This window comes from Halotia branconii CENA392 (assembly GCF_029953635.1).
Lineage (GTDB): Bacteria > Cyanobacteriota > Cyanobacteriia > Cyanobacteriales > Nostocaceae > Halotia > Halotia branconii.
This window is the reverse complement of the sequence record NZ_CP124543.1, coordinates 1,862,709-1,885,916: the sequence shown is the minus strand read 5'-3', so window position 1 is coordinate 1,885,916 and position 23,208 is coordinate 1,862,709. Positions and strand designations below refer to the sequence as shown.

Sequence of the window (23,208 nt, the reverse complement as noted above, 5' to 3'; positions counted from 1 at the left end):
ATTAAATCAGTGAACGTCGCTTTTGACTGATAACTGTTGAAGCAATAGAATTTATGTATGAAAACAGCAACTATCATTCGACACATTGCCTTTGAGGATTTAGGAAATCTCGCACCTCTTCTAATGCAACATGACTATGCTGTGACTTATATTGAAGCGGGTTACGACAATATCACACAGATTGATTCTGTGGCTTCTGATCTTGTTATTGTCTTAGGAGGGCCAATCGGTGTCTATGATGAATCTGACTATCCCTTCTTATTAGACGAACTCAATTTTTTAGAGTCACGACTAAAGCTAGATTTGCCAACTCTAGGACTTTGCTTAGGCGGTCAACTGATAGCGAGGGCGCTAGGTGCAAAAGTTTACCAAGGTAATAAGGGGAAAGAAATTGGTTGGGCATCCATAGATTTAAGTGAAGCAGGTAAATATAGTCCTATAGCTTATTTAGCACCTGAGGAAACATTTGTATTGCATTGGCATGGCGACACTTTCGACTTGCCAGATGGTTCCACTCTTTTAGCTTCTACCTCAAAATACCCAAATCAAGCATTTTCATGGGGTAAACACTGCCTAGCATTACAGTTTCATCCAGAAGTAACTGCTCGTGGTTTGGAACGTTGGTTTATTGGTCATGCTTGTGAAATTGGTTTTACACCTGATGTAAGTGTCAATCAACTGAGATTAGATACAAAACGTTATGCCTCTAAACTTGAAATTCAAGCTGGGAAATTGTGGAATGCTTGGTTAAAAACGCTCGTTTAACCACTAAAAGTCCTTATGAATGAGACTAGGGCGTGTTTTCAAACTCGAACTGTAGTAGTCTATTGCAAAAGTTTTGATAGGTTAATCAACTTTTCAATTTCTCTTGTTTCTCTCTTCCTTTGTGTACTTTGCGTCCTTGGCGGTTCGTTATTTTACCACTCAAAATTAATGCGATAGACCAGTAGGTTGGGTTGACGTAAGGAAACCCAACAAAGCAACATAAATGTTGGGTTGCGCTATGCTTAACTCAACTTACTATAAGTTCTATTTTGGGTTTGAAAACAGTCTCTAAAACCTTCTTCCTTCTTCCTTACTCTTTAATGTGTTTTACCTGCCCCTAAATACAGTTCGGCTACTTTGGGATCATTCAATAATTCTTGGCCAAGCCCTGCGATCGCATCACGTCCTGACTCTAGCACATAACCGCGATCAGACATTTCCAAAGCTTTACGGGCATTTTGTTCTACCAAGACAATTGCCGTCCCACCTTGGTTAATTTGTTGAATTTGCTCGAATACTTGCGTTACTAGAATGGGGGATAAAGCCGCAGAAGGTTCATCCAATAACAACAAATTTGGTTCTAACATCAAAGCTTTACCCATCGCTAACATCTGACGTTCACCTCCTGATAGAGTACCAGCACGTTGACGACGGCGATCGCTCAATCTCGGAAACATGGTAAATATTTGCTCTTTAAGGGGTTTGAGGGGAACGTTACGCACAAAAGCCCCCATTTCTAAGTTTTCTTCTACACTTAAAGAAGGAAAGACATTAGAAATTTGCGGGACATAACACATTCCCCGCCGCACAATTTGGTTTGATCTTAGTCCAGCAATGTTTTCGCCTTTAAAAGTAATTGTGCCTGTATGGGGAGTCAAAAGTCCAAAAATGGTTTTTGCCAAAGTGGATTTCCCAGCACCGTTGGGGCCAATTACTGCCACCATTTCTCCTAGTTCAACCCGAAAATTTACTCCTTGCAGAATATCTAGGTCTTTAATGTATCCGGCGCGAACGTTTTGAACTTCTAACAGTGGAGCAGAATTATTTACTGAAGCAGACATAATATTCTTGGATGGCAGTGAACAGGGAACAGGCTTAACTCTTCTTTACTAGACGCTAGGCGTTGCTTGCTTCCCCCTAAAGGTACGGCTACACTCAGCGTTGAAAGTCTTTTGTTGCCTGGGTTTTATGTCCTAAACGACTGGACTTTAGACTACAGTCCAGTCACTTATTGTAGTGGGAGAAACCTTACTTGTCCTTCCCACTCCTTGTCAAGACTGCACTTAGCAATCAAGATAACTTCTTCTATTGTTAACCCTACGGTGACACTACGACTTACTTCAAACAATCCAGGCATAGATAATTCTGCTTGGATGCGTTCGTATGCAAAGGTTATCATCGTGGTAACATCGTGAGGCAGAACAATTCTTTCTTCCTGTGCTGCCCATGCTAAAACGGTTGGGTCATCTGCTCCCGACAAGCCTACATCTTGAACACGCACAATATCAATATCTGGACTTTGACGAAGAACGCCTCGCACAATTTGGTTGTTAAAATTTTCATCAGCTAGGAACCGAACCATTTGGGATTACCTAGATTGATTTCGTCTGGCAAGTAGGCGATCGCGTATTCCAAGCGGGTCAAAACGTTGCTCAGCCTCTTGCCGAATTATGACTGATTGACGTTGACGTTCTGCTAGATAGGTATGAATTTCAGCCCGGTGTCTAAGGTAATAACCGATAACCAAGTAGATATCTGATAGCTGTAGTGATGGATACTGCTCCCCTATTTCTTCTGGCGTGCATCCCTCAAGAAAAGCAGTCACAACGGTATCTAGCGTGACGCGAGTTTTAGCAACTCTTACAGTGCCGTGAGCATCAATTTCTAGCGGTACGGATTCAAGAGCAATTGCTAAAGACATAGACTTTATTAGATTTCTAATTCATTCAATAGTAGCAAACACCTAATTGCTTGATGGGTAGAAATGGTTATGGTCGTCCCCACTCAATATCTCGGATCAGGTGCTTTTCATTTTCTGTGCAAACAATAACAGTAACTGCCTCAGTCTCTCCATCACAGGCAATCAAGGTATACGCCCAACCAATATCTTGAGGTTGTTTGCCTGGCCAATCAGTCATGACTGCTTCGACCTGAATATAGTTAGTCGGCGTACTAGAATATTCAATCATTTCTTCATAAGTGTCTTGTAGTACTGATGGTGACCAATTTCCACATATTGAAGAAGAGAGAAGTTGATAAGCATCTTCAAATTTTCCATTTGCCAGCGCAGTCGCAAATTCTAAAGCGACTTTTCCATGTGGCGTTTTGTAGTCTTCCATACTCACTCTTAGCTTTATAGTGCTACATAAAGACTAATGTAAGCAAACAAAGATAACTTTCACCACATCACAAATAACCTATGCTCCATTCTGGGTAAAGTATGATATCCTCTTTTTATGACCCCGGTCATGACTATGGGCATTATGAAAACCATTTCCAAAAGTAAACTTAAAAGTAAACTGCTGGAGTTCTTGCGGTTAGTAGAGTCGGAAGGGGAAGAAATTGTAGTAACCGACCGAGGTAAACCAGTGGTGAAAATTTCTAAATACGGTGATTCCCCGCCAACAAAAGAGTTATTTGGGCAAATGCGCGGTAAGGTAAAGTATTTTGAGGATTTAACGGCTCCCACAATAGAGGAATGGAGTGAACTGTGAGGATTGTCCTCGACACTTGTGCCTTGATTTGGTGGAGCTTAGATCCAGATCAACTTTCTCAAGCTGCAACACAGGCCTGCAACGAGATGGAAATTTTAAAAAACGGTCTTGTTCCATCTATCGTTGTGTGGGAAATTGCTATTAAAATCAAAAATAGAAAACTAAATTTAGGAGTCGATCTTCACGAATATGTCGCCTCTTTGAAAAAATCCAGTGTTATCCGTATTGTTCCCATTAATGAAGATGTGTGGTTAGAAAGCGTTAAATTAGAATGGAGTCATCGAGATCTAGCCGATCGAGTTGTTGTAGCATTAGCCAGCAGTAATCAAGCTTCAATTATCACAGCAGATCAAGAAATAAGAGATTTTTACTCAGATGTAATTTGGTAGATTAAAGCACTAAAATTCTCCTTTTACAAAAAACTACGGTTTTGCAGCCATACACTATTTAATTTGAATTTGCTATCAAATTAACGACTCCATAATAAATACAAGCTACGCTACCAAAGATGTATACAAACCACGTGAGGAAAAAACCGAATGCTCTTCCTGGAGAAGGCCCATAGGTTTTTATTAAACCCCATGCATGAGCAATTCTAGCTACAGTCAGACTACTTCCCAAAAGCCATAATAGCCATGTTTGTGCTTGCATTAACTCTAGCGCCAGTACAAGCAATAACGCATGAGGTACATATTCAGCAAAATTACCATGAGCGCGAATCTTTCTTTGTAGTAGTCCATTATCATTAGCTTGCACTTTTACAAATTTCTGAGTTGATTGCTCAACCATAGATGCCCAAGGGCTAGGATTTGCTAATGGATCAGGTTGTGCTGCTACATCTTGCTTAGATTCACCATGCCAAACTCTTGTTTTTATTCTTTCAAATGCTGCAATGTATGAAAGAGAAAAAGCGATCAGACCATTAACTCCAATAAAAATAGTTGAAATGGGAACACTATTTTCAATCATTTTGACTTTTTACCAAAACTCACAATACTGATTAAAGTTTAGGACTTACGCACTCGTGACGAAAACTAAGCCTTTATGATTACTTAGCTTTGCTCGTAATGGCGTAAAGTCATAATAGGTGCGTAAGTCCTATTATTAATTCTTTTGTAATGACTGTTGTTTAGACTTCCAGCTTGCGGGGCTTTGCAAGATAGCCCCGCATCAAAACTGGCTCCTAATTTTTGTAACTTAAAACTAATCACTCATCCTCTGGAGTTTCCTGGAAGAACTTCTTATGAATGGTTTTCGTTTGAGCGCCATTAGCATCTGCTGCTGTAATCAGATACTCAATTAAGTTATCCGAAAAAGGAATACGTAAGTGGAAAGTACCATCGGATTTTAGTGTGAGAGGATTACCCGCAACAGTCACAGTTGCTCCTGGCTTTGTTGCACCGTGAATAATCAACTCAGCATCCGCCACAAACCAGAAATCTCCATAAGGACGATTGAAGACACGAACGGTAGTTGAACGAGCGATCATTACCCAACGATCGCCTTCGGTGATATAGCCTAGTTCAGTGATATAGTCATGATCGCTGATGGGAATAGCCACGTAGCGATCATGTGTTGCTTCTTCACATTCATACTGCTGCACTAAAATAGGACTTTGATAACTCAAGTCAATGTCAGTTACGTCATACAGCCGCAGGGCTAATTGTGAGATGCTAGCATTGTGCAGCGCTTGTTTATGAGTTTCAGACATTTGCCAACAAACATAAGCCCATTTAGGAGTGCGAGGTGTGAGGACAATACTGCTTTGCTCATCTGCATTGATGGAGTTAGAAGCTGTTATGTCTCCTGTTACAGTATTCTCTGTTGTAGTATCTTGAGTATTTTCATCAGGCACACTGAAGATACGCACAATTTCTGAAGTTGCTATTTTTACCCAATCATTGCTAACATTCACATAACCTAATTCAGTCATGTAATTGCGATCGCTTGTCGGAATTGCTACGTAGCGGTCATCTGTGAATGCTTCACATTCGTACTGCTGTACTAAGATGGGACTTTGATAACTCAAGTCAATTTCACTGACATCATACAGCCGCAGAGCTAATTGTACACCAGCATTGTGCAGCGCTTGTTCATGAGCTTTTGAAACGCGCCACGACACACCAGCCCACTCAAAAGTTTGAGGTGTAAGAATAACACTACTTTTTGTATCTGCTTGCAACCCATTAACAGCTGCTATATTTCCTAATAAACCATTTTCTCCCGTAGTCTCTGGATGAGGCAAACCAAAGACACGTACAATCTCGGAAGTTGCCAGTGTTAACCAGTTATGACCATCAGTGACATAACCCAGTTCAGCCATGTAATTGCGATCGCTTGTCAAAATCGGCACAGAGAGACCGTCTGTAGGTTCCTCGCATTCATACTGCTGTACTAGAGAAGGACTTTGATAACTCAAATCAATGTCCGTGACATCACACAACCGCAGTGCTAACTGCAAACCAGCATCTTGTAGTGCTTGCTTGTGAGCTTTTGAAATCCGCCACGATACATCAGCCCACTCAGGAGTATGAACTGTAAGCATGATACTACTTTCTGTATCTGCGTGCAGCCCGTTAACAGTTGTTGTACTTCCTACAAAAGTATTTTCTACCGTAGTCTCTGAATGAGGCAAATCAAAGACACGTACAATCTCGGAAGTTGCCAGTGTTAACCAGTTATGACCATCAGTGACATAACCCAGTTCAGCCATATAATTGCGATCGCTTGCAGGAATCGGCACGGAGCAATTGTCTGTAAATTCTTCGCATTCATACTGCTGTACTAAAGAGGGACTTTGATAACTTAAGTCAATGTCCGTGACATCACACAGTCGTAATGCTAACTGCAAACCAGCATCATGCAATACTTGCTTTTGAGTTTCCGAAATCTGCCACGATATATCAGCCCGTTCAGGAGTATGAACTGTAAGCATGATCCTACTTTCTGTATCTGCGTGCAGCCCGTTAACAGCTGTTGTACTTCCTACTAAAGTATTTTCTACAATGGTCTCTGGATGGGGCAAACTAAAAACACGCACAATTTCTGAAGTAGCTAATATTACCCAGTTATTGTTATCAGCCACATAACCCAGTTCAGCCATGTAATTGCGATCGCTTATGGGAATCGGTACAGACAGACCATCTGTAAATTCTTCGCATTCATACTGCTGCACTAGAGAGGGACTTTGATAACTCAAGTCAATATCACTCACATCGTATAACCGCAGTGCTAATTTTGAGCCAGTATCCCGCAACACTTGTTTATGAATTTCCGAAACACGCCACGATGCATCAGCCCACTCAAAAGTCCGGGGTGTCAGGATAATACTGCTTTCTGTGTCTGCGTGCAGCAAATTAAAAGCTGTATCGCTTCCTGTAAGTATATTTTCATTGGCATGAGTTTGTGTATCAGATTCAGCGATGTTCTGAATACCATAAATACTAGCCCATGCCCCAATTCCTACTCCTGTTAAAGCTGCACCGTTGACAAAATCTGCTAGACCGCTTTGGGTAGGATCTTCTATCTCTTCTGGCAGATAAGAGATTGTTTCATTGTTGGTAAGTTCAGCTTCGTCTGCGACTACGTTCAGCGTCTCTTCGGGAATGTCTGGTAATTCAAAAAGTGAGGTTGTGACTTCTTGCTCTGGCGATTCTTCATCTACTATTAATTCGCTTGTTTCATCTAAAGATTGTTCCCCAGTAGAACTGATTTCTTCAGATACTACTGGTTGATCAGAAGTTACATTGGAAAATACCTCTGTTGGCCATTCTAAGTCGGATATTACTTCGTAAGATGCATTGAAATCTTGTTCAGCAGTAGTGTTGGCTTCTGGAGTGTCAGGAGTTACTTTGATGGTAGACCAGACATTTGCTCCTGTTCCTGTTACTGGTTGTTCTGTTGTCAAATCTTCAGGAGTTGAAGTTTCCGGATTTTCCTCATTAGATATTACTGGTGGAACATCAGTAACTTCTGTGGTGGGTAACTCTACATTCGGTGTAACTGGGGAAACATCTGCAATAGTTGGATATGAAGTATTTACAACCGCTGCTGGTGCTTCTATATCCCAAGGGGATTCATCAAGTTCATAAGGAGTAATTCCCGCATATTTATTTAAATTAGCAGTTTCTTTAGTTCCTTGATCAAAGCTTTCGTTAGCAACTGTAGAGCCAATAGCGGCTCCAGTTGCTGCTGCTAAAACAGCATTTTCTGATGTGTTGGATACATTAGGGGTTGTATCTTCAACGTTCGAGTTAGGGGGAATTTCTGCGGCGATCGCCGGGTTAGCAGTAGGTGTATTGGGAGTTGATTCTAGGGTGTTGTTTGTTTCTCTAGCACCAGATAAACCACTTCTAAGTAACCATGCTAGCAATCCACCCATAAGAGCCAAAGGTAACAGCAACCACCAAACTGGTATTTGTCCTTTGGCAATTGGATTATTTGCCGCAGGAGGTACAGCAGGTTGCTGGTCAGTAGGGATAACTTCAGCATTTGGTGTGGCAGTCTCCGTAGGCGTAGCCTCTGCAATAGGGGCAGAATTAGCAGTAGCGATCGCATTTGCTTCAGCGGCTCTAGCTTCTTCTATAGCCTGTTTTCCTGGCTGTGCCAGTGTAAATCCAAGAAAACTAGCTATAGCTGGACTAGGGTCTTTCTTGTAAACATAAACTAATGGCTGCGAAAAGGGATATTTAGGATTGTCTGGCAAGGTTTGATGTAACCGCAGCACCCGCACATCTGGCAGTTTTGACACCTGATTAGCTAGTGCATAGCTGATGCCATCATCGCCCAATTGTTTGACAATTTCTGCGGTGTTATCTTCTGTTAATTGGGTTGCAGTCGAACCTGTAGCAAATTTAGCAGCTCGGAAAACTGGATAGTTACTCAGTGCTTCGCGGATACCGCTTGTGGTTGGACGATCAATTAACCGAATTTTACCGTTAGATTCTCCTAATTGTGACCAATTTGTAATTCTTCCTCGAAAAATCCTTGCAAATTGCCTATCGGTCAAGTTTCCTTTAAAAGGATTTTCTGTACCAACGATAATTGCAATCTTTTCTCGGTATAAACGGACTTGCTCTAAACCTTGTGCTTTTTCTTCTGGAGTCAAACCACGACCAATTGCTGCTACATCAATTTTTCCATCTAGCAAAGCTTGGAGTGCAGCATCAGTACCGTTAGCCGCAACTTCTACCCTCGTGCCAGAAAACTGTTTTTCAAAACTTTGTTTGAGGCTTTGGTTGATTGCAGCCAAACTATTTGAACCGTCAATCCGCACCGTAGTTCCATTTTCCACTGTTTCTGGCAATGAAAAAGAGGGAGTGTCAGTAGGAGATTGAGACAGCACTTGTGCCGACACGAAGAGATTTGCTGCCATAGGGGTAGTAGCTAAGGCAAGCAATAATGCCAGACTGACTATTGCATTTTCTTTTTTTCTTGTTGCCACACATGCTCCTTATTACAGGTACAGAAAGCCGGCCAACCCTAAACTTGATTTTTTTATGAAGGAGTAGACGCGCTAATTATACATCTGGTGTTAACTTTTACTCTAGTCAGAGTTGGGGGAATTGGAAAACTTCAGCCCAAATCGTCGAGATATTCCCAAGAGTTTTTATAATCTAGGTCTGGTAATAGTAGCATTACATTAAATTAGAAACCAGACTTCTCATCCTGTTTACAAAAATCACAGGTTTCGGCTGTTGTGGAATCTAGCTCTAACTAAACAATTGATTAGGTTCCACCTGCTATATTTTCGCTGACATACTAAGTAAGTCGGTGAAATAAAATCAAACTATGTAAATAAAAGTAAATAAGGCTCAAACTCTTTCTTCCTTTGCCCCTGGTCAATGAGCGACTTGTACTGAGCGTCCTTCGACTCCTTTCGACTGCGCCCTTCGGCTACGCTCAGGATAAACTCAAGGCAAGTCGCTTAGGAACCATAGTCGAAGTAAGCCGAAGTGTTTCCCCCTGCTTTATCTCAATGATAATTATTGACATTGACTTATTGAAGCAATGACCTTTTTTGAATTAAAAATTAAGAAGAATAATAATTTTTTATTAATTTAACGTGAGTTCAATGAACCTCTTACCAACGCCTCTTTGACGCGGAGAGGGACAGAAATTTTTCAAATTTTGTACGAAAAAATCAAGATTTTAAAGCCTCTCCTACCGTGGGGGAGAAAAATGGAAGTGGGGTCTTTTAGAGCCGTCGAACTCACGTTAATTCCAGGTACAGGGTAACTTTTATATCTTAAAATGATTGAGGGTTTCTACGAAAGCAACGCGAGAAAGTGAGATCATACTGAAAAAGAGAGTTAAAAAGTTTACACAAAAATGCGATTTTTATAACATTTTAAAGGAATATAGCACTGAATCTAATTTACCTTATTAAGATAGTTTGGTTTTTCTCCAGCCGTTCTACTTAAACAGAACTTACGCACCAGTAACGGAAAATTAAACCGCACAGAAGCCAGTGCGTTGGGGAGACAGCGCTGCGGGCGGCTTTGCCGACTTGTAGACGCTTCTGCGGCTTCCCGCAGGGTAGCAACTGGCGCGACGCAGAGAACACAGAGAAATAAGAGTTTCAGAGAGTTCTTGCGTAAGTCCTATTAAATTCCGAAGATTAAATTATTTAATAAAGTTGAGTTTTTAACTCTACTAATTCCTTTTCAGCTTGAAGCCAATGTTCTACAGACTTACCACTTGGATAACCCATGTTTTGCCAGATTTCATAAGCTTTTATACGAATTTTATTTTCATCTGGACGGTTACTAATAAAATGTTCACAAGAATTAGTAATAAAACTATAGGGGGCTTCTACTAAAAAATCCTGACGACCCAGAATTTCGGCTGTAAAACGGTAACAATTTTGTTTTATTGGGCAATTTTGCCCTGGACATAAAATAAGGTCATAAGGCATATCTTTTTACTACTGATATAAATGCAAAATCTTTGTATTTGGCTAAGTCGATGGGATAAAGTGTGAAAAAAATAAATATAAAATTACAAATCTTAAATTATAACTTAGTAAAGGTTATCGAGTTGTATTGATTGAGAGATTGTCAATCGCTCTGAAGTTAGATATATATTATGTGCTGTGGTAGAAGATTTTTGGATTTTACTTTAGTAAACTTATTAAAAATCCTACAATCAAAGAATTTATTAAAAAAATCGTATATTACCCAATCTTAATTACCTGGAATAATAATGCAAAACATGGATAACACAAATAAACTTGATTGTACTACAAATAATTTGGGTCAGTATATAGGAGTTAGTGAAACTGATATGGGTTCTGAGTCATCTTCTAACGAACTAATGCAAACAACTAAAACAATTAATGTAGATGGTCAGCGTCCAGTTGATCCAAGTAACATTCAAATTAAGAAAACAATGGATATAGATGGTCAGCGTCCAATTGTGAAGGATGAAAATCATTGTGACCAAACAATTGATATAGATGGTCAACGCCCGATTGCTGAGAGCGATTTTCAAGATCATGAGATGTTAGCCGTAGACGGTCAACGTCCAATCGATCCTAATGATCTAGAGGTAGAAGACGTTCTTGACATAGACGGTCAACGTCCAATCGTTAAGAGTAATTTTCAAGTTAAAGATAATCTAAATATAGATGGTAGCCGCCCCATAGTTTCTGATAACACTGTTGATTCGCAAATGCCAACGAATATTATGGATTGAAGTTTACCTGAGCTGCACTCTTGTATTATTTGTAAATAAATTCAGTTAGCTGATACTCATTGATGATAATTAGCAAGCGACAAGCTAGAGCATTTTAAAATAATCTGCGATCGCCTTCGCCTCTACTCTTAATAATAGAATATCCCTTTATCTAGCAGTTTAGTAGTTTTGCTGCTGTTTCTGATGCTCAATGCGATCGCAAAACGAAGTGTCTCAGAACGAGAATCGTCCTACCAAAATCTTTATAAAGTAGCTCTAGATGTATATGCATCTGTCAACAAAGCATCGTGCTGGTTTTTGTCTAATCTACACATTGAAGGGGTTTGTCTACAAATAGCAGTCCTGCGGTTGATGCTTTGGGCGAGTTTAAAATAAAATCTATGGTTTAGATTCCGACTTATTAGATAAGTTAGGGTTTTGGAACTGATTTTCAAATAATTCTAATAAACCAATTGTACCTACAAAAAAAGTATAAATTCCATATTGGATTGGCTGATGATTTTTCGCAGGTGCAAAACAAGCTGCAATTATTCCTTCAAATAAATGAGCTGACAATGCCAAATGAGCAATTATCAAAACTGGATTTAAAGCAATAGGTATATAATTGTTAATTGTTAATGTTTGTATATACCATATTTCTAAGCCTATTGCACTTGTGATCACCACTACGGATATTACTTTAATGACGGAAAATAATTTCTCTTTAATATCTTTTAAAATCATGTTATTTTCCAAATTTTGCCTTTAAATAAAATAATTTATGAAACGTAGTATAGATTATAGTTTGTTCTCGACAGGACTTACTTAAAAACGGCTAAAAAGCTCAATTTATTGTAAACGCAAAGCGGCTTGCCGGAGGCTACCGCCAAGACACCAAGAACGCCAAGAATTGGTAAAACGTGCGTAAGTCCTACTCAATTTATAATTGAACCAACCATTGAGCATTGACTGAACACAAAACTGAGCATATCTGCCAAATAAACCAACCTACGCTAGAGACATAAAACAACAGCGTGAGGTTACTAAAATGACTCAGACTCTAGAACGCCAAGCTGGTGGCTTATATGTTCAAACTCCTAGCCAAGAACAAATCGCTTTCCCTCTTAAACACACCGAAGTACAAGCCAAAATAGCAGGTAATATCTCGCGGGTGGAAGTTACCCAAAGCTTTGAAAATCCATTTACCACAACCTTAGAAGCCGTCTATATTTTTCCCTTACCAGATGAGGCGGCTGTTGATGATATGCTGATTCGGATTGGCGATCGCACTATTCAAGGCAGTATCAAAAAACGCCAGGAAGCTCAACAAATATACGAGCAAGCCAAGCAACAAGGACGTACCGCTGGACTGCTAGAACAAGAACGGGACAACATTTTTACCCAATCCCTGGCGAATATCAAACCCGGTGAGCAAATCGATGTGATTATTCGCTACACCGAAAGCCTCAAATTTGACGGCGGGAATTACGAATTTGTTTTTCCGATGGTGGTTGGCCCCCGTTACATTCCAGGGACAACCATTGAGGAAGATACAACAGGCTATGGCTCGGCTGATGCACCCATGATGCAAAATCAAGATACCGATTTAGTACCGGATGCTTCTCGGTTGAATGCACCTATCTTACCAATGGGTACTCGCTCCCGTCATGATATTAATGTGACGGTAGAAATTGACGCAGGAGTAGAGATTCAGGATATACAATCACCTTCTCATCAAATCCAGATTACATATAAAGGACAGGTAGTGCTAGTTAAATTGGGAGGTGGAGATACTATCCCCAACAAAGACTTGATTTTACGCTATCAAGTAGCAAATAATTCCACCCAAGCAACTGTACTCACTCAAGCCGATGAACGAGGTGGACATTTTGCACTATATCTAATTCCTGCCCTCCAGTATCGCCCAGAGCAAGTTGTTCCTAAAGATGTGGTATTTCTCATCGATACCTCCGGTTCTCAAATGGGTGCGCCACTGATGCAATGTCAGGAATTGATGCGCCGCTTTATCAATGGACTCAATCTTGATGATACTTTCAGCATTATTGATTTCTCCAATACAACTAGGCAACTCTCACCTGTTCCCCTTGCCAATACACCGCAAAATCGTACACGAGCAATCAATTACGTCAACAAATTAAATGCAAGCGGTGGTACAGAAATGTTACGCGGTATTCGCGCTGTCTTAAATTTCCCAGTCACAGACCCCGGACGCTTGCGGAGTATTGTATTATTGACCGATGGCTATATCGGCAACGAAAACCAAATTCTTTCAGAAGTGAAACAGCATCTCCAAGCTGGAAACCGCCTCTACAGCTTTGGTGCAGGCAGTTCGGTGAATCGTTTTTTACTCAATCGTATTGCTGAATTGGGGCGGGGTATTGCGCGGATTATTCGCCACGATGAACCAACCGATGAAGTAGTAGATAAATTCTTCCGTCAAATTAATAACCCTGTTTTGGCAAACATCAACTTGCAATGGGAAGGTGATGGCGAATCTCCAATCATCTATCCCTCCACACCACCAGATTTATTTGCCGAACAACCGTTAGTGCTATTTGGTCGCAAACTAGGCGATCGCAATGGTAAACTGCACATTACAGGAATTGCTGCGGGTGGTACACGTTATCAGCATACTTTTGACCTCAATTTTGAGAACACAGGTAATCCAGCAATCGCCCAACTGTGGGGACGTTCCCGCATCAAAGATTTGATGAATCAGATGGTGAGTGGCGAAACCAAGTCAGGTGTCGAAGCAGTAACCAATACAGCCCTCGCTTATCAACTTTTATCGCAGTATACAGCCTTCGTTGCCGTCAGTGATGATGTTCGAGTTGATTCAACTCAAGGTTCCGTTTCTGTGCAAGTACCTGTAGAAATGCCAGAAGGTATCAACCATCAAGGTATCTTCGGCGGCGCTGTTTATGCTGCTCCTGCTGCGGGAGCAAGGGTACGCCAAAGGAGATTAGCCCAACCTCCCCAAGCTTTGATGTCTCCCCCATCTCCAGCTCAAGCAATGCCACCTTCAAAAGAAACAGAGTCATTAATTATACAGCGACAATCTCTCTATATCGATGATGCTTATCCTCCAGCTTTGAATGTAGGCAGCGGATTGTCAGAGATTGATCAGTATGATCTGGAATTGCTTAAACCTTCAGTGATTGAATCTGATGAAATAGATGCAGAGTTGGCGCGAATGTCTCCTGTTCAGCGTTTACAAGTTGTGAGTGTGACAGGGTTAGATCAACAGCTGATTTATCTACTCACTCAGTATCTGCAATCTATTCAACTACCTACAGGTTTCAATGGTAATTTGGTCTTTGAATTTCAAGTCAATAAAGGACGAGTAAAACAAGTAGTACTTGATGAACAAGCTTCTACTTGTCAAGAACAAACGGTAATTGAGATAATTAGGCGATCGCTTCTAACTTGGCGACCTCTGCAAAAGCTCACCAGTATAGTTATCTTGACAATTCAGATTCAATCATAATAGCCAGATAATTAAATCAATGAACAGTTATCAGTTCCTGTTCACTGATAACTGTTAATAATCTTTACTCATAAACAGGACTTACGCACAGGTAACGGAAAATCTAACCGCAGAGGACGCTGAGAACACAGAGAAATAGGAGTTTCAGAGAGTTATTACGTAAGTCTTAATAAATAAACAATAATGATTATCTGGCGTTGCTGATTGAGAATATGAATTTGCCGGGCTACGCCCCGCTTTGCTAACCCTCCCGCAGCGCTGGTTCACTGCGGGAGGGTTAGCCCGACCCAGGCAACTGGTGAACCCGAAGGGAGTCGCAGAGAATAAGAGTTGAGAATACTTAATTTTTTATTTTCATATCCTAATTAAGCAACGCCGATTATCTTTTATCGGTATTGTTCACTTTTATAAACAAATTACGATAAACAGGTTCGCCTTTTTTTTGAGTAGTTATTTCTCGTTCTGTAGGTACTGGTAAAGGATTTTCATCCAGCCATTCTTGTGTACCAACTCTTTGAAAAGCTGGGTTAGCAGCAAAGCGATCGCGCATTTCTACGGCGATAAACTCTATATCTGACTGCAAAAATACAATCCCCCCAACTGTCAAATAATTAGCTAATTCTTCTACTAATTCTGGTTGCACTACACGGCGTTTAGCATGGCGGGTTTTAAACCAAGGATCGGGAAATTGAATAGTAACACGTTGTAAAGTTCCTCTAGGTAGTGAAGATAAAAGTGATAGCAATGAATTATTGACATTGCAAAACAAATATTGCAGGTTTGCCAAACCAGAGTCATAGCGTAACTTATTCGCTTCAATTACCAGTGATTCTCTAATTTCTAAACCGAGAAAATTCCAGTCGGGTTCTATTGTAGCCATATTCAATAAAAACTGCCCTCTAGCGCAGCCAATATCTAGATGTAGGGGTTGGTTTGGCTGGGCATAAATTTTTTCCCACTCCAAAGGACTCGCTGGTGTTTGATACTTTTTGGCAAGTGGATTAACATGTTGACGAACTCGCACAGGGGCCAAAGTTGATACTCCTTATCAGTGACAAAAATTAATGATTATTTCTCAATAACCTACAAATAATATTGCTATATAAATATTTTGAGGCAGCTTGACAAAGTAAGGGTTATACTTTGTGGAAAAGAGCTTTTTTAGAACCTGTTTTTCAATTTATCTTGAAATCAATGTCATTAAATTTCCGTTTTGCTATAGTCAGTGACTTACATCTTGCCCTTCCCCACACAATCTGGGATCATCCTAGTCGTTTTCATCTAGTAGAAGTTAGTATTTCTGCTTTTGAAAGTGTAATAGAACATTTAACACAACTTGATTTAGATTTTCTCTTACTTCCAGGAGATTTAACTCAGCATGGTGAAGCAGATAATCACATTTGGTTACAAAAACGATTAGCACAGCTACCTTTTCCAGTTTATGTTGTTCCTGGAAATCATGATGTTCCTGTTTTAATGGCAAATCAACAATCAATTGCTTTTGCAGATTTTCCCTATTATTACAGTCAGTTTGGCTATGAAAATCCACAGCAAATTTACTATACTCATCAATTATTGCCGGGAGTTAGACTAATTGGTTTAAATTCTAACTTTTTTAATCAGCAGGGCGAGCAAATAGGACGCTTAGACACTAAACAGTTAAATTGGTTAGAAGAGGTACTAGCAGCGGCTACCGATGAATTAGTATTAGTAATGGTACATCACAATGTTGTTGAGCATATACCCCAGCAATCGCGCCACCCCATAGGCAATCGCTATATGTTGGAGAATGCATCTGAACTTTTACAAATCCTACAGCGCTATCAAGTCAAATTAGTGTTTACAGGACATTTGCATGTTCAGGATGTTGCTTGTTTTGAAAATGTATATGATATCACTACTGGTTCTTTAGTCAGTTATCCCCATCCTTACCGCATTTTAGAGTTCCATCGGGATAACCACGGTAGAGAATGGTTACAAATATTATCTCATCGTGTAGAATCAGTACCAGATTTTCCAGACTTGCAACAATTATCGCGTCAATGGATGGGCGATCGCTCTTTTCCTTTTTTAGTTAAGCTATTAACTCAGTATCCTTTAAATCTACCATTAGCCCAGGCAAAAGAATTAGCTCCTAGTTTGCGCGACTTTTGGTCAACTATTGCTAATGGAGATGCTTTGATGGACTACCCCAACTTTCCTCAAGAAGTGCGTCGCTATATTCAGACTTATGGTGCGATCGCTAAGAGTGGTACACCTACTTTAATTGATAACAATAGCACTCTGCTGTTAAACAGGATTTAGGAGTTCCCTAATTCAGCGCTAATTTGGCGACAAATGCCAAATACTGAAGTGTAACCATGTATAAATGTACTGCCACCCACAGGACCGATTTCTCCACCACAGAAAAAACCACCAATGGGAATATCTTGGATATAGCGACTAAATAGCTCAGAATCAAAATTGGGTTTACCGTACAGTCCTTCGCCACGTCCTACACAGGAAAACATTAAAGCAGCGACAGCAGAGGGTTCAGCAGCTTGTTGATTTTGATAATGTTCTAGAAGAAATTCCAAATCTTCAGCAGAGGCTTGAGCATCGCGCAAGTGGAATTGTAGACGTTGACCGGGACGAACGACATCACCAATAGCGATCGCTCCTGCTGTAGGATCTACTCCTAGGATGCTACGAATTAAAAAGTCTCCCTGCTGCAAAGCACGTTTAAACTCATCCATTGCCACACCCACAAACAGAGAATGCTGTGCTAACATTCGTTCTTGTTCACTCAAGGTAGAGATTAAATCTCGTAGCACCATTAGGGGTACTTTTTCATCTAATTCCAAGATGATATTGCGTTCAGCTTTGGTGATTTGCATCGGTTGACCGATTGGTCGGCATCCTTGGGCTACGATTGTTTCTAAAACAATATTGCCAGTCAAAGCCAAGCCTACTGTTCCCTCACGATACAGGCGATCGTTACAAAATAAAGCAGTCCGACCACCCAAACCCCCAGCGCTAGCCTGTCCCCCCACAATCACCGAGCCAGGATAAGCAAAATCTAATCCTTGTAATAGTTCATTGATTCCTGAAGAGAAGGCACTAGAAAGCAAAATGAACTGGGGTACTGGTGAAGATGGTACACCAATTAAATCAATCCAAGCATCTGGCGAACTATCTAAATCAGGTAATTCTTCGGCAACAACATGAAAAACTTGCACATTCACCCCTGGCAGGTGAGCTAAAGTTAAGCTGAGGGCTGCTTCTGCTTCTAATTCTTGGGTTTGCCCTTTAGCTGTAGTGCCAATTACACCACCACCACTACATCCAATAATTACAGGTACTGAAAGCTGTTCAGCCAGCAGGGGTAAAAGCCGGGAATACTCACTGGCAAAAGCAGACGAAATGAACAGCAGCCCTAGATCCGCAGGTGCTGTTAACGATGAAACAGCTCTTTCGACTACATCTGTTATTGCTGCTTCCAAAGAAGGACGGGTTGATAGGGCATTTGCCCACTGCATTTGGTCTGCCATGAGTTTTGGGCTTTTTTCTATTTTTGGCTAATAGTTTTTGATTTTTTGATCTGGAGAAGAGTCAAATCCTCACAATAGATTAGTGCCAGCCTTATTGTATCTTCCCTTATTCACCGAAGAGGCAGAGGGGAAGGGAGCAGAGGGCGGGGGAGTACAAGCTCCGTCTCAGTCTTCTTCCCTAGCTCTCTGCCTCTTTTGACTGCTCTATCTCAGGAAGACAGGGTTGTGATTTCCTACTACATGCACTAAATATAGTGTATAGTTACGCTTTCGTAGTACTTACTCTATAAAATCTTAAAAGATCAACAAAAATTACAGTATAGATACAGCAGGTTGCTGTAACAGTGTTCAATCATCAGGCTACAAAATTAATTGAATCAGCTAATTGAGTAGAATGGTGAATGACCGCACAAAAAACAGCAATTTTTGTAGTTTTTCTATACTGGTATTAACACCACACAACGAGATTTAAGCTATGAGCGATATCCAAGAAAAAATCCAAGAAGAAGTCGAACAAGCTCGTACTGTTTGTGATACCTCAGGTAGCAACTCGCCTGAGTGTGCTGCGGCTTGGGATGCAGTTGAAGAAATGCAAGCTGAAGCTTCCCACAAGCGTCAAACCAAGCCTAAAAATTCTTTAGAACAGTACTGTGATGAGAACCCGGAAGCCGTTGAATGCCGGGTTTACGATGATTAGAATTTGAATTGGTGAATTTTATTTTCGCCTGACACGCAAGCAACCAGAATCTGATTAGTGATATCTTGTACCTTCACGCTACTCTTGTAGCAAATCTCAATCCGCCCCTTCCTTGCTCATCTTTGTTCTGACTGACGAAAATAAGATGACCAATATAGACTGGGTAGGGTTTAGGAAGAAGTTTTTGAGGATTTATTCTCCTCAGAAATAACCCCTAACCATTAAAAAGTTGAGGTTTGTCTCAGCGTGCTAACTCGTAGCCTCTGGGTAAGTTTCCTAACTCTCCTAGATTTTAGCTATAAAGTTTGTGCAAGATTTTCAGCTTGAGGATCTGTGAGTTGCTTGTTTTTTTTTAATTCTCTGAATGTAAATTTTGTATTCATTCTCTGACAAAAGTTATGGAAGTTTGGTTTCGCCCGTATGTCTGGATTGATTACCGATTAGCGGTATTATTTATGGTGGTTGTTCCTCTAATTCTCTTGATTTGGGCGTTTGTGCAGAAAGTAGAAGGCATACAACGCTTATTAACTATTTATTGGCGAGTGTCTAGTCTGCTAGCCATCACGGTTTACTTGATGATTGCTCAGTATCCAGTTAGCTTTATCTCTGGGTTAATGGCAAATATCCTGATTCCGATTTCACTATGGTTTTGGGTAGATCTCAACGATGAAATTGATTATCAGCCTAGTGGACTTTTGAAGCTGATTTTCACTTCTTGGCGCTGGGCTATGACAGTTTATTGTATTCTAGGAGCGATCGCCTTCGTGCCTTTTGTCGTTTGTGCCTTGTCTGAAACTGCTATTAAAACCCCCTATTGTCGTGTCTGGTTTGAAGCTCCCTTACTCTTTAAAGAGTATTTCCATTACAATAGTAAACCTGCTTTTCTGGGCTTTTTGGGCATAGTTGGTTTAATTGTTTATGTAGCTTACTTAAGTTACTTTATCTTGATTAAACTCGGCAAACAGGGACGTTCAGCTACACAACAGTAGATGGTAGAGTTCTTCGTAATGAACAATTCCATTGGCAAGCGATTAGAACAATACACCACTAAACGCCCACAAGAAGTTTTGCTTGTAACGGTAGAAATTGCTGATGAGCAAGACCAAGTTGTGATTTTCAAAGGCTTTTCTAGTTCTTTGATGTATCCAACTGCATTTGATCCAGATGTGCCAGTCATACCAGACGAGGCGATAATTATCAGTGTTGACCGCATAGCGAGTCCTTACAATCCTGAAGCACCCCGTTACATCCAAAAAGGACTCACTTGGGAAGATATGCAAGCTTTGTTGTTAGAAGTGGGTGTTTAACTAATTCGTAATTCGTAATGACGCTCGAAGACTCGCTAACGCTACGCTAACGTAATTTGTAATTTTGCGAAAAGGCTGACTTTGAGATTATTGATTATCCCAATTTGGCATCAACTAGAGAGAAATATAATTGACGAATATTAATGCAGGAATAAATTTTCACAGATTTTATCGGACTTCCAAGAACAAAAAGGTCGCTGTCATGCAAAACTCACGCCATGTTTCTCTATTAACAAATGGGCAAGATCAACAAGTCCTAACCATTCCTCATGAATTTGCTTTATCGGATACAGAGGTTTTGTTACGCAAAGAAGGTCATCGCTTAATTATTGAACCAATTCCTCCCAGTTCTTTGCTTTCCCTGCTGACTAAGTTGCAAGACATTACAGATAATTTTCCTGACATAGATGAGAAACTACTCTCCCTGGATGACATCATAACTTTAGTGCCATCAAATGACCTATCAGTACCTGCTTGATACCAATGTTCTGTCAAATTTGGTCAGGCATCCTCAAGGTCTTGTTTTTCAGCGTATCGCTACTGTCGGGGAAGACAGCGTTTGTACAAGCATTATCGTGGCGTGTGAACTAAAATTTGGAGCTGCTAAAAGCGGCTTTTCCCGTCTGGTTCATCAACTAGAACGCATACTTGCTATCTTGCCAGTTCTTCCCTTAGAGTCACCTGTAGATCAGCACTATGCCGCAATTCGCGCCCACTTAGAGCAAGCAGGAACCCCAATTGGCCCGAACGATTTAATAATTGCAGCTCATACCCTAGCTCTCGATTTGATTCTTGTCACAGCAAATACCCGTGAATTTGAGCGCGTACCTGCCTTAAGTTTAGATAATTGGTTGCTTTGAGGCGTACAGGATTAGGATAGGGTGTCTTTGATTAAACCGACTGGAGAACACTCTAATGCCACGAGGTGTTATCTGAGTCCGTTAGTAGGGAAGTATTGGATCAATACAATATACAGTCCATCCGAAGGTATTGATTCAAGATGCTTGTTTTTTTCATTCATGGGGTCAACACACAAAATTACAGTTATGCTCATGCTCTCATAAGAAATATTAAGAAAAATGTCAGAACACCAGCAGAATTTTATTCAAGCTTTTGGGGAAATTTATTCAATGATAAAAAGCACCAAGTTATTGGATACATTGAAAAAGATTTTTCAAGAGCTTGTGGAAGGCATAAAGAATATAAAGAGTCTCACTATGATATTTACAGATATAAAAAACGCAGGAATGAGTTAATAAATAATTTCTTAGGTGATTTTTTAATTTATCAAAATCCTGAGCGTGGCAAAGCAATTCGTAAAGTTATTTGTGAACAATTAAATCAATTTTTAGAAAATCACCCTGCTCAAACTCAGATTCACTTTATTGCTCACTCTCTAGGCAGTTTGATCCTTTGGGATCTTCTTTTTTCAAATATTTTACCCAACAATGATCCAGCTTTGATTCTCCGTGAAAGGCTAAATCATATAAACCTAGAAAGCATTACTACTCTGGGTTCTCCTTTATTATTTCTCAAGCAAATGTTAGATATTGACTTCTCTGTAGTAAACCATACCTTTGAGAAAAACTATAGAAAAGATTCTGTTACATCATATAAACTAAGGTGGGTAAATGTGATTCATTCATCTGATTTGATCGCTTATCCTCTTAAATCTGCTATAGAAGATGAAATTAGTCCTGAGTTACTGTTTTTTGATCAATATGTTTGGCAATATGCTAATGGAACTGAGAAGACATTAAGAAATTTTGGACAATCAGATTTGGCAATGGTTGTTGCAGCCGAAGATGCTCATTCTTCGTACTTTTATGACAACCTTGATGGTGCTATTACAGCAAGGATAATTGGATATAATTTATTAGGGGAAATAAAAAAACTTTCAGAAAGATGTGTAAGTCGAACATAAATTGCTACAGTTTGCAGCTAAACATATCTCGCTATAATTCTTCTTAAACTTTAAGTTACCGCAGATTCTTATGACCTCCCAGCAGCTTGAAGAACAATCTCAGCAACTCGAAGCGCGAGTCGCAACTTTAGAGACAGAACTGATACAAATGAAACAAATGCTGTCTGGACTTCTCCAAAATCAAAACCCTTGGTGGTTAAAAGTTGCAGGTAGCTTTGAAAACGATCTTACCTTTGATGAAGCGGTTCGCCTTGGACAAGAATGGCGTAAGTCCGCTGAGCAGGTCGCTAGCATTCCAAATAGCTTCATCCAGCGTAACTCAGAAGATGGAAAGCGAATCTTGACAAGGTTAGTAACCGTTGAAGAAGTTGCAGTTACATGTTGAATAGCTTCTTAAAAACGTCGTTTTGAAGGCAAAAGTATTGCCAGTGATAGACTTAGAACAAAATGGCTAGTTACTGAGCGAGGTTGTTATGAACACAGAATTTACTCAGATTTTTGAGTTAACCCTCTCGGAAAAATTGCAGCTTGTTGAAGACTTATGGGACAGTATTGCTCAAGTTCCAGAACAACTTCCTGTGCTTGATTGGCAAAAAGAAGAATTGGCTAAGAGAAAAGCCGCTTATTTACAAAATCCTGACTTAGGTAGTTCATGGGAAGCAGCTAAGGAGCGCATTCGTAGCAGTCAACATGGTGCTTAGAAATCTAATTATTCTGCCAAAAGCAGAAGAGGATGTAGCTCAGGCTTATATCTGGTATGAAGAACAGGAACTTAATTTAGGTGAAGAGTTTCTTCGTTGTGTCGATGCTTGTATTCAATTCATCCGGCGAAATCCAGAAATGTATCAGGTAGTTCACGAAAGCTATCGAAGGGCTGTAGTTAGGCGCTTCCCTTATGTTGTTTTCTATGAGCATTCAAACACTACGATTATTGTCTACGCAGTTTTACACTGTTCTCAAAATCCAAAAAAATGGCGTATTCGGCTACCTTGAGGCAAGCTACAATTGCCGTCTGAAACTGCTTTCAATCAAGATAGGACTTACGCACTGGTGACGAAAACTAAGCCTTTGCGATTACTTCGCTTTGCT

General features: G+C 40.3%; 25 protein-coding genes. 15 read left to right on the top strand and 10 right to left on the bottom strand.

Features of this window, described 5'->3' with window-relative positions; translation table 11 throughout:
• Positions 1–57 precede the first annotated feature (57 nt).
• On the top strand, positions 58–765 hold the full coding sequence (locus QI031_RS08345) for a glutamine amidotransferase (protein WP_281484722.1): 708 nt from the start codon (positions 58–60) through the stop codon (positions 763–765).
• Positions 766–1,082: 317 nt separating this feature from the next.
• On the opposite strand, the gene QI031_RS08340 is transcribed toward QI031_RS08345, so the two are convergent.
• The 4 genes from QI031_RS08340 to QI031_RS08325 all read right to left on the bottom strand — a co-directional run bounded on the left by QI031_RS08340 (position 1,083) and on the right by QI031_RS08325 (position 3,104).
• Positions 1,083–1,826, bottom strand: a complete 744-nt coding sequence (locus QI031_RS08340; RefSeq protein WP_281484721.1) for an ABC transporter ATP-binding protein — start codon at positions 1,824–1,826, stop codon at positions 1,083–1,085.
• Between the two features lie 167 nt (positions 1,827–1,993).
• On the bottom strand, positions 1,994–2,347 hold the full coding sequence (locus QI031_RS08335) for a DUF5615 family PIN-like protein (protein ID WP_281484720.1): 354 nt from the start codon (positions 2,345–2,347) through the stop codon (positions 1,994–1,996).
• Positions 2,348–2,353: 6 nt separating this feature from the next.
• The gene (locus QI031_RS08330) at positions 2,354–2,686 is read right to left on the bottom strand and encodes a DUF433 domain-containing protein (protein ID WP_281484719.1); all 333 of its coding nucleotides are present in this window, start codon (positions 2,684–2,686) and stop codon (positions 2,354–2,356) included.
• A 67-nt stretch (positions 2,687–2,753) separates the two neighbouring features.
• Positions 2,754–3,104, bottom strand: coding sequence for a hypothetical protein (locus QI031_RS08325; protein WP_281484718.1), 351 nt, complete (start codon positions 3,102–3,104; stop codon positions 2,754–2,756).
• A 144-nt stretch (positions 3,105–3,248) separates the two neighbouring features.
• On the opposite strand from QI031_RS08325, the gene QI031_RS08320 reads away from it, so the two are divergent.
• Both QI031_RS08320 and QI031_RS08315 read left to right on the top strand, forming a co-directional pair.
• The gene (locus tag QI031_RS08320; RefSeq protein ID WP_281484717.1) at positions 3,249–3,479 is read left to right on the top strand and encodes a type II toxin-antitoxin system Phd/YefM family antitoxin; all 231 of its coding nucleotides are present in this window, start codon (positions 3,249–3,251) and stop codon (positions 3,477–3,479) included.
• Positions 3,476–3,868 (top strand): type II toxin-antitoxin system VapC family toxin, encoded by a 393-nt coding sequence (locus QI031_RS08315; RefSeq protein ID WP_281484716.1) that lies wholly within the window; start codon positions 3,476–3,478, stop codon positions 3,866–3,868. Before QI031_RS08320 ends, QI031_RS08315 begins: the two co-directional genes overlap by 4 nt.
• Before the next feature lie 58 nt (positions 3,869–3,926).
• Here QI031_RS08315 and QI031_RS08310 read toward each other — a convergent pair whose 3' ends face one another.
• From QI031_RS08310 to QI031_RS08300, 3 genes are all read right to left on the bottom strand, one after another.
• Positions 3,927–4,448 carry an MAPEG family protein gene (locus QI031_RS08310; protein ID WP_281484715.1) on the bottom strand — a complete coding sequence of 174 codons (522 nt, stop codon included), beginning with the start codon at positions 4,446–4,448 and terminating at the stop codon, positions 3,927–3,929.
• Positions 4,449–4,686: 238 nt separating this feature from the next.
• Positions 4,687–8,922, bottom strand: coding sequence for a DUF4912 domain-containing protein (locus tag QI031_RS08305; RefSeq protein ID WP_281484714.1), 4,236 nt, complete (start codon positions 8,920–8,922; stop codon positions 4,687–4,689).
• Positions 8,923–10,107: 1,185 nt separating this feature from the next.
• The gene (locus QI031_RS08300) at positions 10,108–10,395 is read right to left on the bottom strand and encodes a DUF2934 domain-containing protein (protein ID WP_281484713.1); all 288 of its coding nucleotides are present in this window, start codon (positions 10,393–10,395) and stop codon (positions 10,108–10,110) included.
• Between the two features lie 335 nt (positions 10,396–10,730).
• Between QI031_RS08300 and QI031_RS08295 the strand changes: the two genes are divergently transcribed.
• On the top strand, positions 10,731–11,174 hold the full coding sequence (locus QI031_RS08295; RefSeq protein WP_281484712.1) for a hypothetical protein: 444 nt from the start codon (positions 10,731–10,733) through the stop codon (positions 11,172–11,174).
• Positions 11,175–11,552: 378 nt separating this feature from the next.
• Here the strand turns inward: QI031_RS08295 and QI031_RS08290 are convergent, their stop codons facing one another.
• Complete coding sequence (locus QI031_RS08290; protein ID WP_281484711.1) at positions 11,553–11,897, bottom strand: hypothetical protein; 345 nt, start codon at positions 11,895–11,897, stop codon at positions 11,553–11,555.
• A 304-nt stretch (positions 11,898–12,201) separates the two neighbouring features.
• Here QI031_RS08290 and QI031_RS08285 point away from each other — a divergent pair, with 304 nt between their 5' ends.
• Entirely contained in the window at positions 12,202–14,661 is a 2,460-nt protein-coding gene (locus QI031_RS08285) for a VIT domain-containing protein (protein ID WP_281484710.1), read from the top strand.
• 379 nt (positions 14,662–15,040) lie between these two features.
• Here the strand turns inward: QI031_RS08285 and trmB are convergent, their stop codons facing one another.
• Positions 15,041–15,694: a tRNA (guanosine(46)-N7)-methyltransferase TrmB gene (gene trmB, locus QI031_RS08280; RefSeq protein ID WP_281484709.1), complete on the bottom strand. Its 654-nt coding sequence runs from the start codon at positions 15,692–15,694 to the stop codon at positions 15,041–15,043.
• A 161-nt stretch (positions 15,695–15,855) separates the two neighbouring features.
• Here trmB and QI031_RS08275 point away from each other — a divergent pair, with 161 nt between their 5' ends.
• Entirely contained in the window at positions 15,856–16,965 is a 1,110-nt protein-coding gene (locus QI031_RS08275) for a metallophosphoesterase family protein (protein ID WP_281484708.1), read from the top strand.
• On the opposite strand, the gene QI031_RS08270 is transcribed toward QI031_RS08275, so the two are convergent.
• Positions 16,962–18,191, bottom strand: coding sequence for an FIST signal transduction protein (locus QI031_RS08270; RefSeq protein ID WP_281484707.1), 1,230 nt, complete (start codon positions 18,189–18,191; stop codon positions 16,962–16,964). The two genes, QI031_RS08275 and QI031_RS08270, sit on opposite strands and share 4 nt — an antisense overlap.
• 475 nt (positions 18,192–18,666) lie before the next feature.
• On the opposite strand from QI031_RS08270, the gene QI031_RS08265 reads away from it, so the two are divergent.
• The 9 genes from QI031_RS08265 to QI031_RS08225 all read left to right on the top strand — a co-directional run bounded on the left by QI031_RS08265 (position 18,667) and on the right by QI031_RS08225 (position 23,112).
• Positions 18,667–18,888 (top strand): Calvin cycle protein CP12, encoded by a 222-nt coding sequence (locus QI031_RS08265; protein ID WP_281484706.1) that lies wholly within the window; start codon positions 18,667–18,669, stop codon positions 18,886–18,888.
• 398 nt (positions 18,889–19,286) lie between these two features.
• Positions 19,287–19,877, top strand: coding sequence for a DUF3177 family protein (locus QI031_RS08260; protein ID WP_281484705.1), 591 nt, complete (start codon positions 19,287–19,289; stop codon positions 19,875–19,877).
• Between the two features lie 18 nt (positions 19,878–19,895).
• The gene (locus QI031_RS08255; protein WP_281484704.1) at positions 19,896–20,195 is read left to right on the top strand and encodes a DUF7734 family protein; all 300 of its coding nucleotides are present in this window, start codon (positions 19,896–19,898) and stop codon (positions 20,193–20,195) included.
• A 202-nt stretch (positions 20,196–20,397) separates the two neighbouring features.
• Positions 20,398–20,673, top strand: coding sequence for an antitoxin (locus tag QI031_RS08250; RefSeq protein ID WP_281484703.1), 276 nt, complete (start codon positions 20,398–20,400; stop codon positions 20,671–20,673).
• Entirely contained in the window at positions 20,651–21,055 is a 405-nt protein-coding gene (locus QI031_RS08245; protein WP_281484702.1) for a type II toxin-antitoxin system VapC family toxin, read from the top strand. Before QI031_RS08250 ends, QI031_RS08245 begins: the two co-directional genes overlap by 23 nt.
• A 140-nt stretch (positions 21,056–21,195) precedes the next feature.
• Positions 21,196–22,119: a hypothetical protein gene (locus QI031_RS08240; protein WP_281484701.1), complete on the top strand. Its 924-nt coding sequence runs from the start codon at positions 21,196–21,198 to the stop codon at positions 22,117–22,119.
• A 70-nt stretch (positions 22,120–22,189) separates the two neighbouring features.
• Positions 22,190–22,504, top strand: coding sequence for a hypothetical protein (locus QI031_RS08235; protein ID WP_281484700.1), 315 nt, complete (start codon positions 22,190–22,192; stop codon positions 22,502–22,504).
• Positions 22,505–22,592: 88 nt separating this feature from the next.
• Positions 22,593–22,820, top strand: a complete 228-nt coding sequence (locus QI031_RS08230) for an addiction module protein (protein ID WP_281484699.1) — start codon at positions 22,593–22,595, stop codon at positions 22,818–22,820.
• Positions 22,810–23,112 (top strand): type II toxin-antitoxin system RelE/ParE family toxin, encoded by a 303-nt coding sequence (locus QI031_RS08225; RefSeq protein ID WP_281484698.1) that lies wholly within the window; start codon positions 22,810–22,812, stop codon positions 23,110–23,112. Before QI031_RS08230 ends, QI031_RS08225 begins: the two co-directional genes overlap by 11 nt.
• Positions 23,113–23,208: the final 96 nt, after the last annotated feature.

Excerpts from the sequence above, each read along its gene's own strand:
- QI031_RS08345 (WP_281484722.1), top strand. The coding sequence starts at position 58 with ATGAAAACAGCAACTATCATTCGACACATTGCCTTTGAGGATTTAGGA.
- QI031_RS08340 (WP_281484721.1), bottom strand. The coding sequence starts at position 1,826 with ATGTCTGCTTCAGTAAATAATTCTGCTCCACTGTTAGAAGTTCAAAAC.
- QI031_RS08335 (WP_281484720.1), bottom strand. The coding sequence starts at position 2,347 with ATGGTTCGGTTCCTAGCTGATGAAAATTTTAACAACCAAATTGTGCGA.
- QI031_RS08330 (WP_281484719.1), bottom strand. The coding sequence starts at position 2,686 with ATGTCTTTAGCAATTGCTCTTGAATCCGTACCGCTAGAAATTGATGCT.
- QI031_RS08325 (WP_281484718.1), bottom strand. The coding sequence starts at position 3,104 with ATGGAAGACTACAAAACGCCACATGGAAAAGTCGCTTTAGAATTTGCG.
- QI031_RS08320 (WP_281484717.1), top strand. The coding sequence starts at position 3,249 with ATGAAAACCATTTCCAAAAGTAAACTTAAAAGTAAACTGCTGGAGTTC.
- QI031_RS08310 (WP_281484715.1), bottom strand. The coding sequence starts at position 4,448 with ATGATTGAAAATAGTGTTCCCATTTCAACTATTTTTATTGGAGTTAAT.
- QI031_RS08300 (WP_281484713.1), bottom strand. The coding sequence starts at position 10,395 with ATGCCTTATGACCTTATTTTATGTCCAGGGCAAAATTGCCCAATAAAA.
- QI031_RS08290 (WP_281484711.1), bottom strand. The coding sequence starts at position 11,897 with ATGATTTTAAAAGATATTAAAGAGAAATTATTTTCCGTCATTAAAGTA.
- QI031_RS08285 (WP_281484710.1), top strand. The coding sequence starts at position 12,202 with ATGACTCAGACTCTAGAACGCCAAGCTGGTGGCTTATATGTTCAAACT.
- QI031_RS08275 (WP_281484708.1), top strand. The coding sequence starts at position 15,856 with ATGTCATTAAATTTCCGTTTTGCTATAGTCAGTGACTTACATCTTGCC.
- QI031_RS08270 (WP_281484707.1), bottom strand. The coding sequence starts at position 18,191 with ATGGCAGACCAAATGCAGTGGGCAAATGCCCTATCAACCCGTCCTTCT.
- QI031_RS08265 (WP_281484706.1), top strand. The coding sequence starts at position 18,667 with ATGAGCGATATCCAAGAAAAAATCCAAGAAGAAGTCGAACAAGCTCGT.
- QI031_RS08260 (WP_281484705.1), top strand. The coding sequence starts at position 19,287 with ATGGAAGTTTGGTTTCGCCCGTATGTCTGGATTGATTACCGATTAGCG.
- QI031_RS08255 (WP_281484704.1), top strand. The coding sequence starts at position 19,896 with ATGAACAATTCCATTGGCAAGCGATTAGAACAATACACCACTAAACGC.
- QI031_RS08250 (WP_281484703.1), top strand. The coding sequence starts at position 20,398 with ATGCAAAACTCACGCCATGTTTCTCTATTAACAAATGGGCAAGATCAA.
- QI031_RS08245 (WP_281484702.1), top strand. The coding sequence starts at position 20,651 with ATGACCTATCAGTACCTGCTTGATACCAATGTTCTGTCAAATTTGGTC.
- QI031_RS08240 (WP_281484701.1), top strand. The coding sequence starts at position 21,196 with ATGCTTGTTTTTTTCATTCATGGGGTCAACACACAAAATTACAGTTAT.
- QI031_RS08235 (WP_281484700.1), top strand. The coding sequence starts at position 22,190 with ATGACCTCCCAGCAGCTTGAAGAACAATCTCAGCAACTCGAAGCGCGA.
- QI031_RS08230 (WP_281484699.1), top strand. The coding sequence starts at position 22,593 with ATGAACACAGAATTTACTCAGATTTTTGAGTTAACCCTCTCGGAAAAA.
- QI031_RS08225 (WP_281484698.1), top strand. The coding sequence starts at position 22,810 with ATGGTGCTTAGAAATCTAATTATTCTGCCAAAAGCAGAAGAGGATGTA.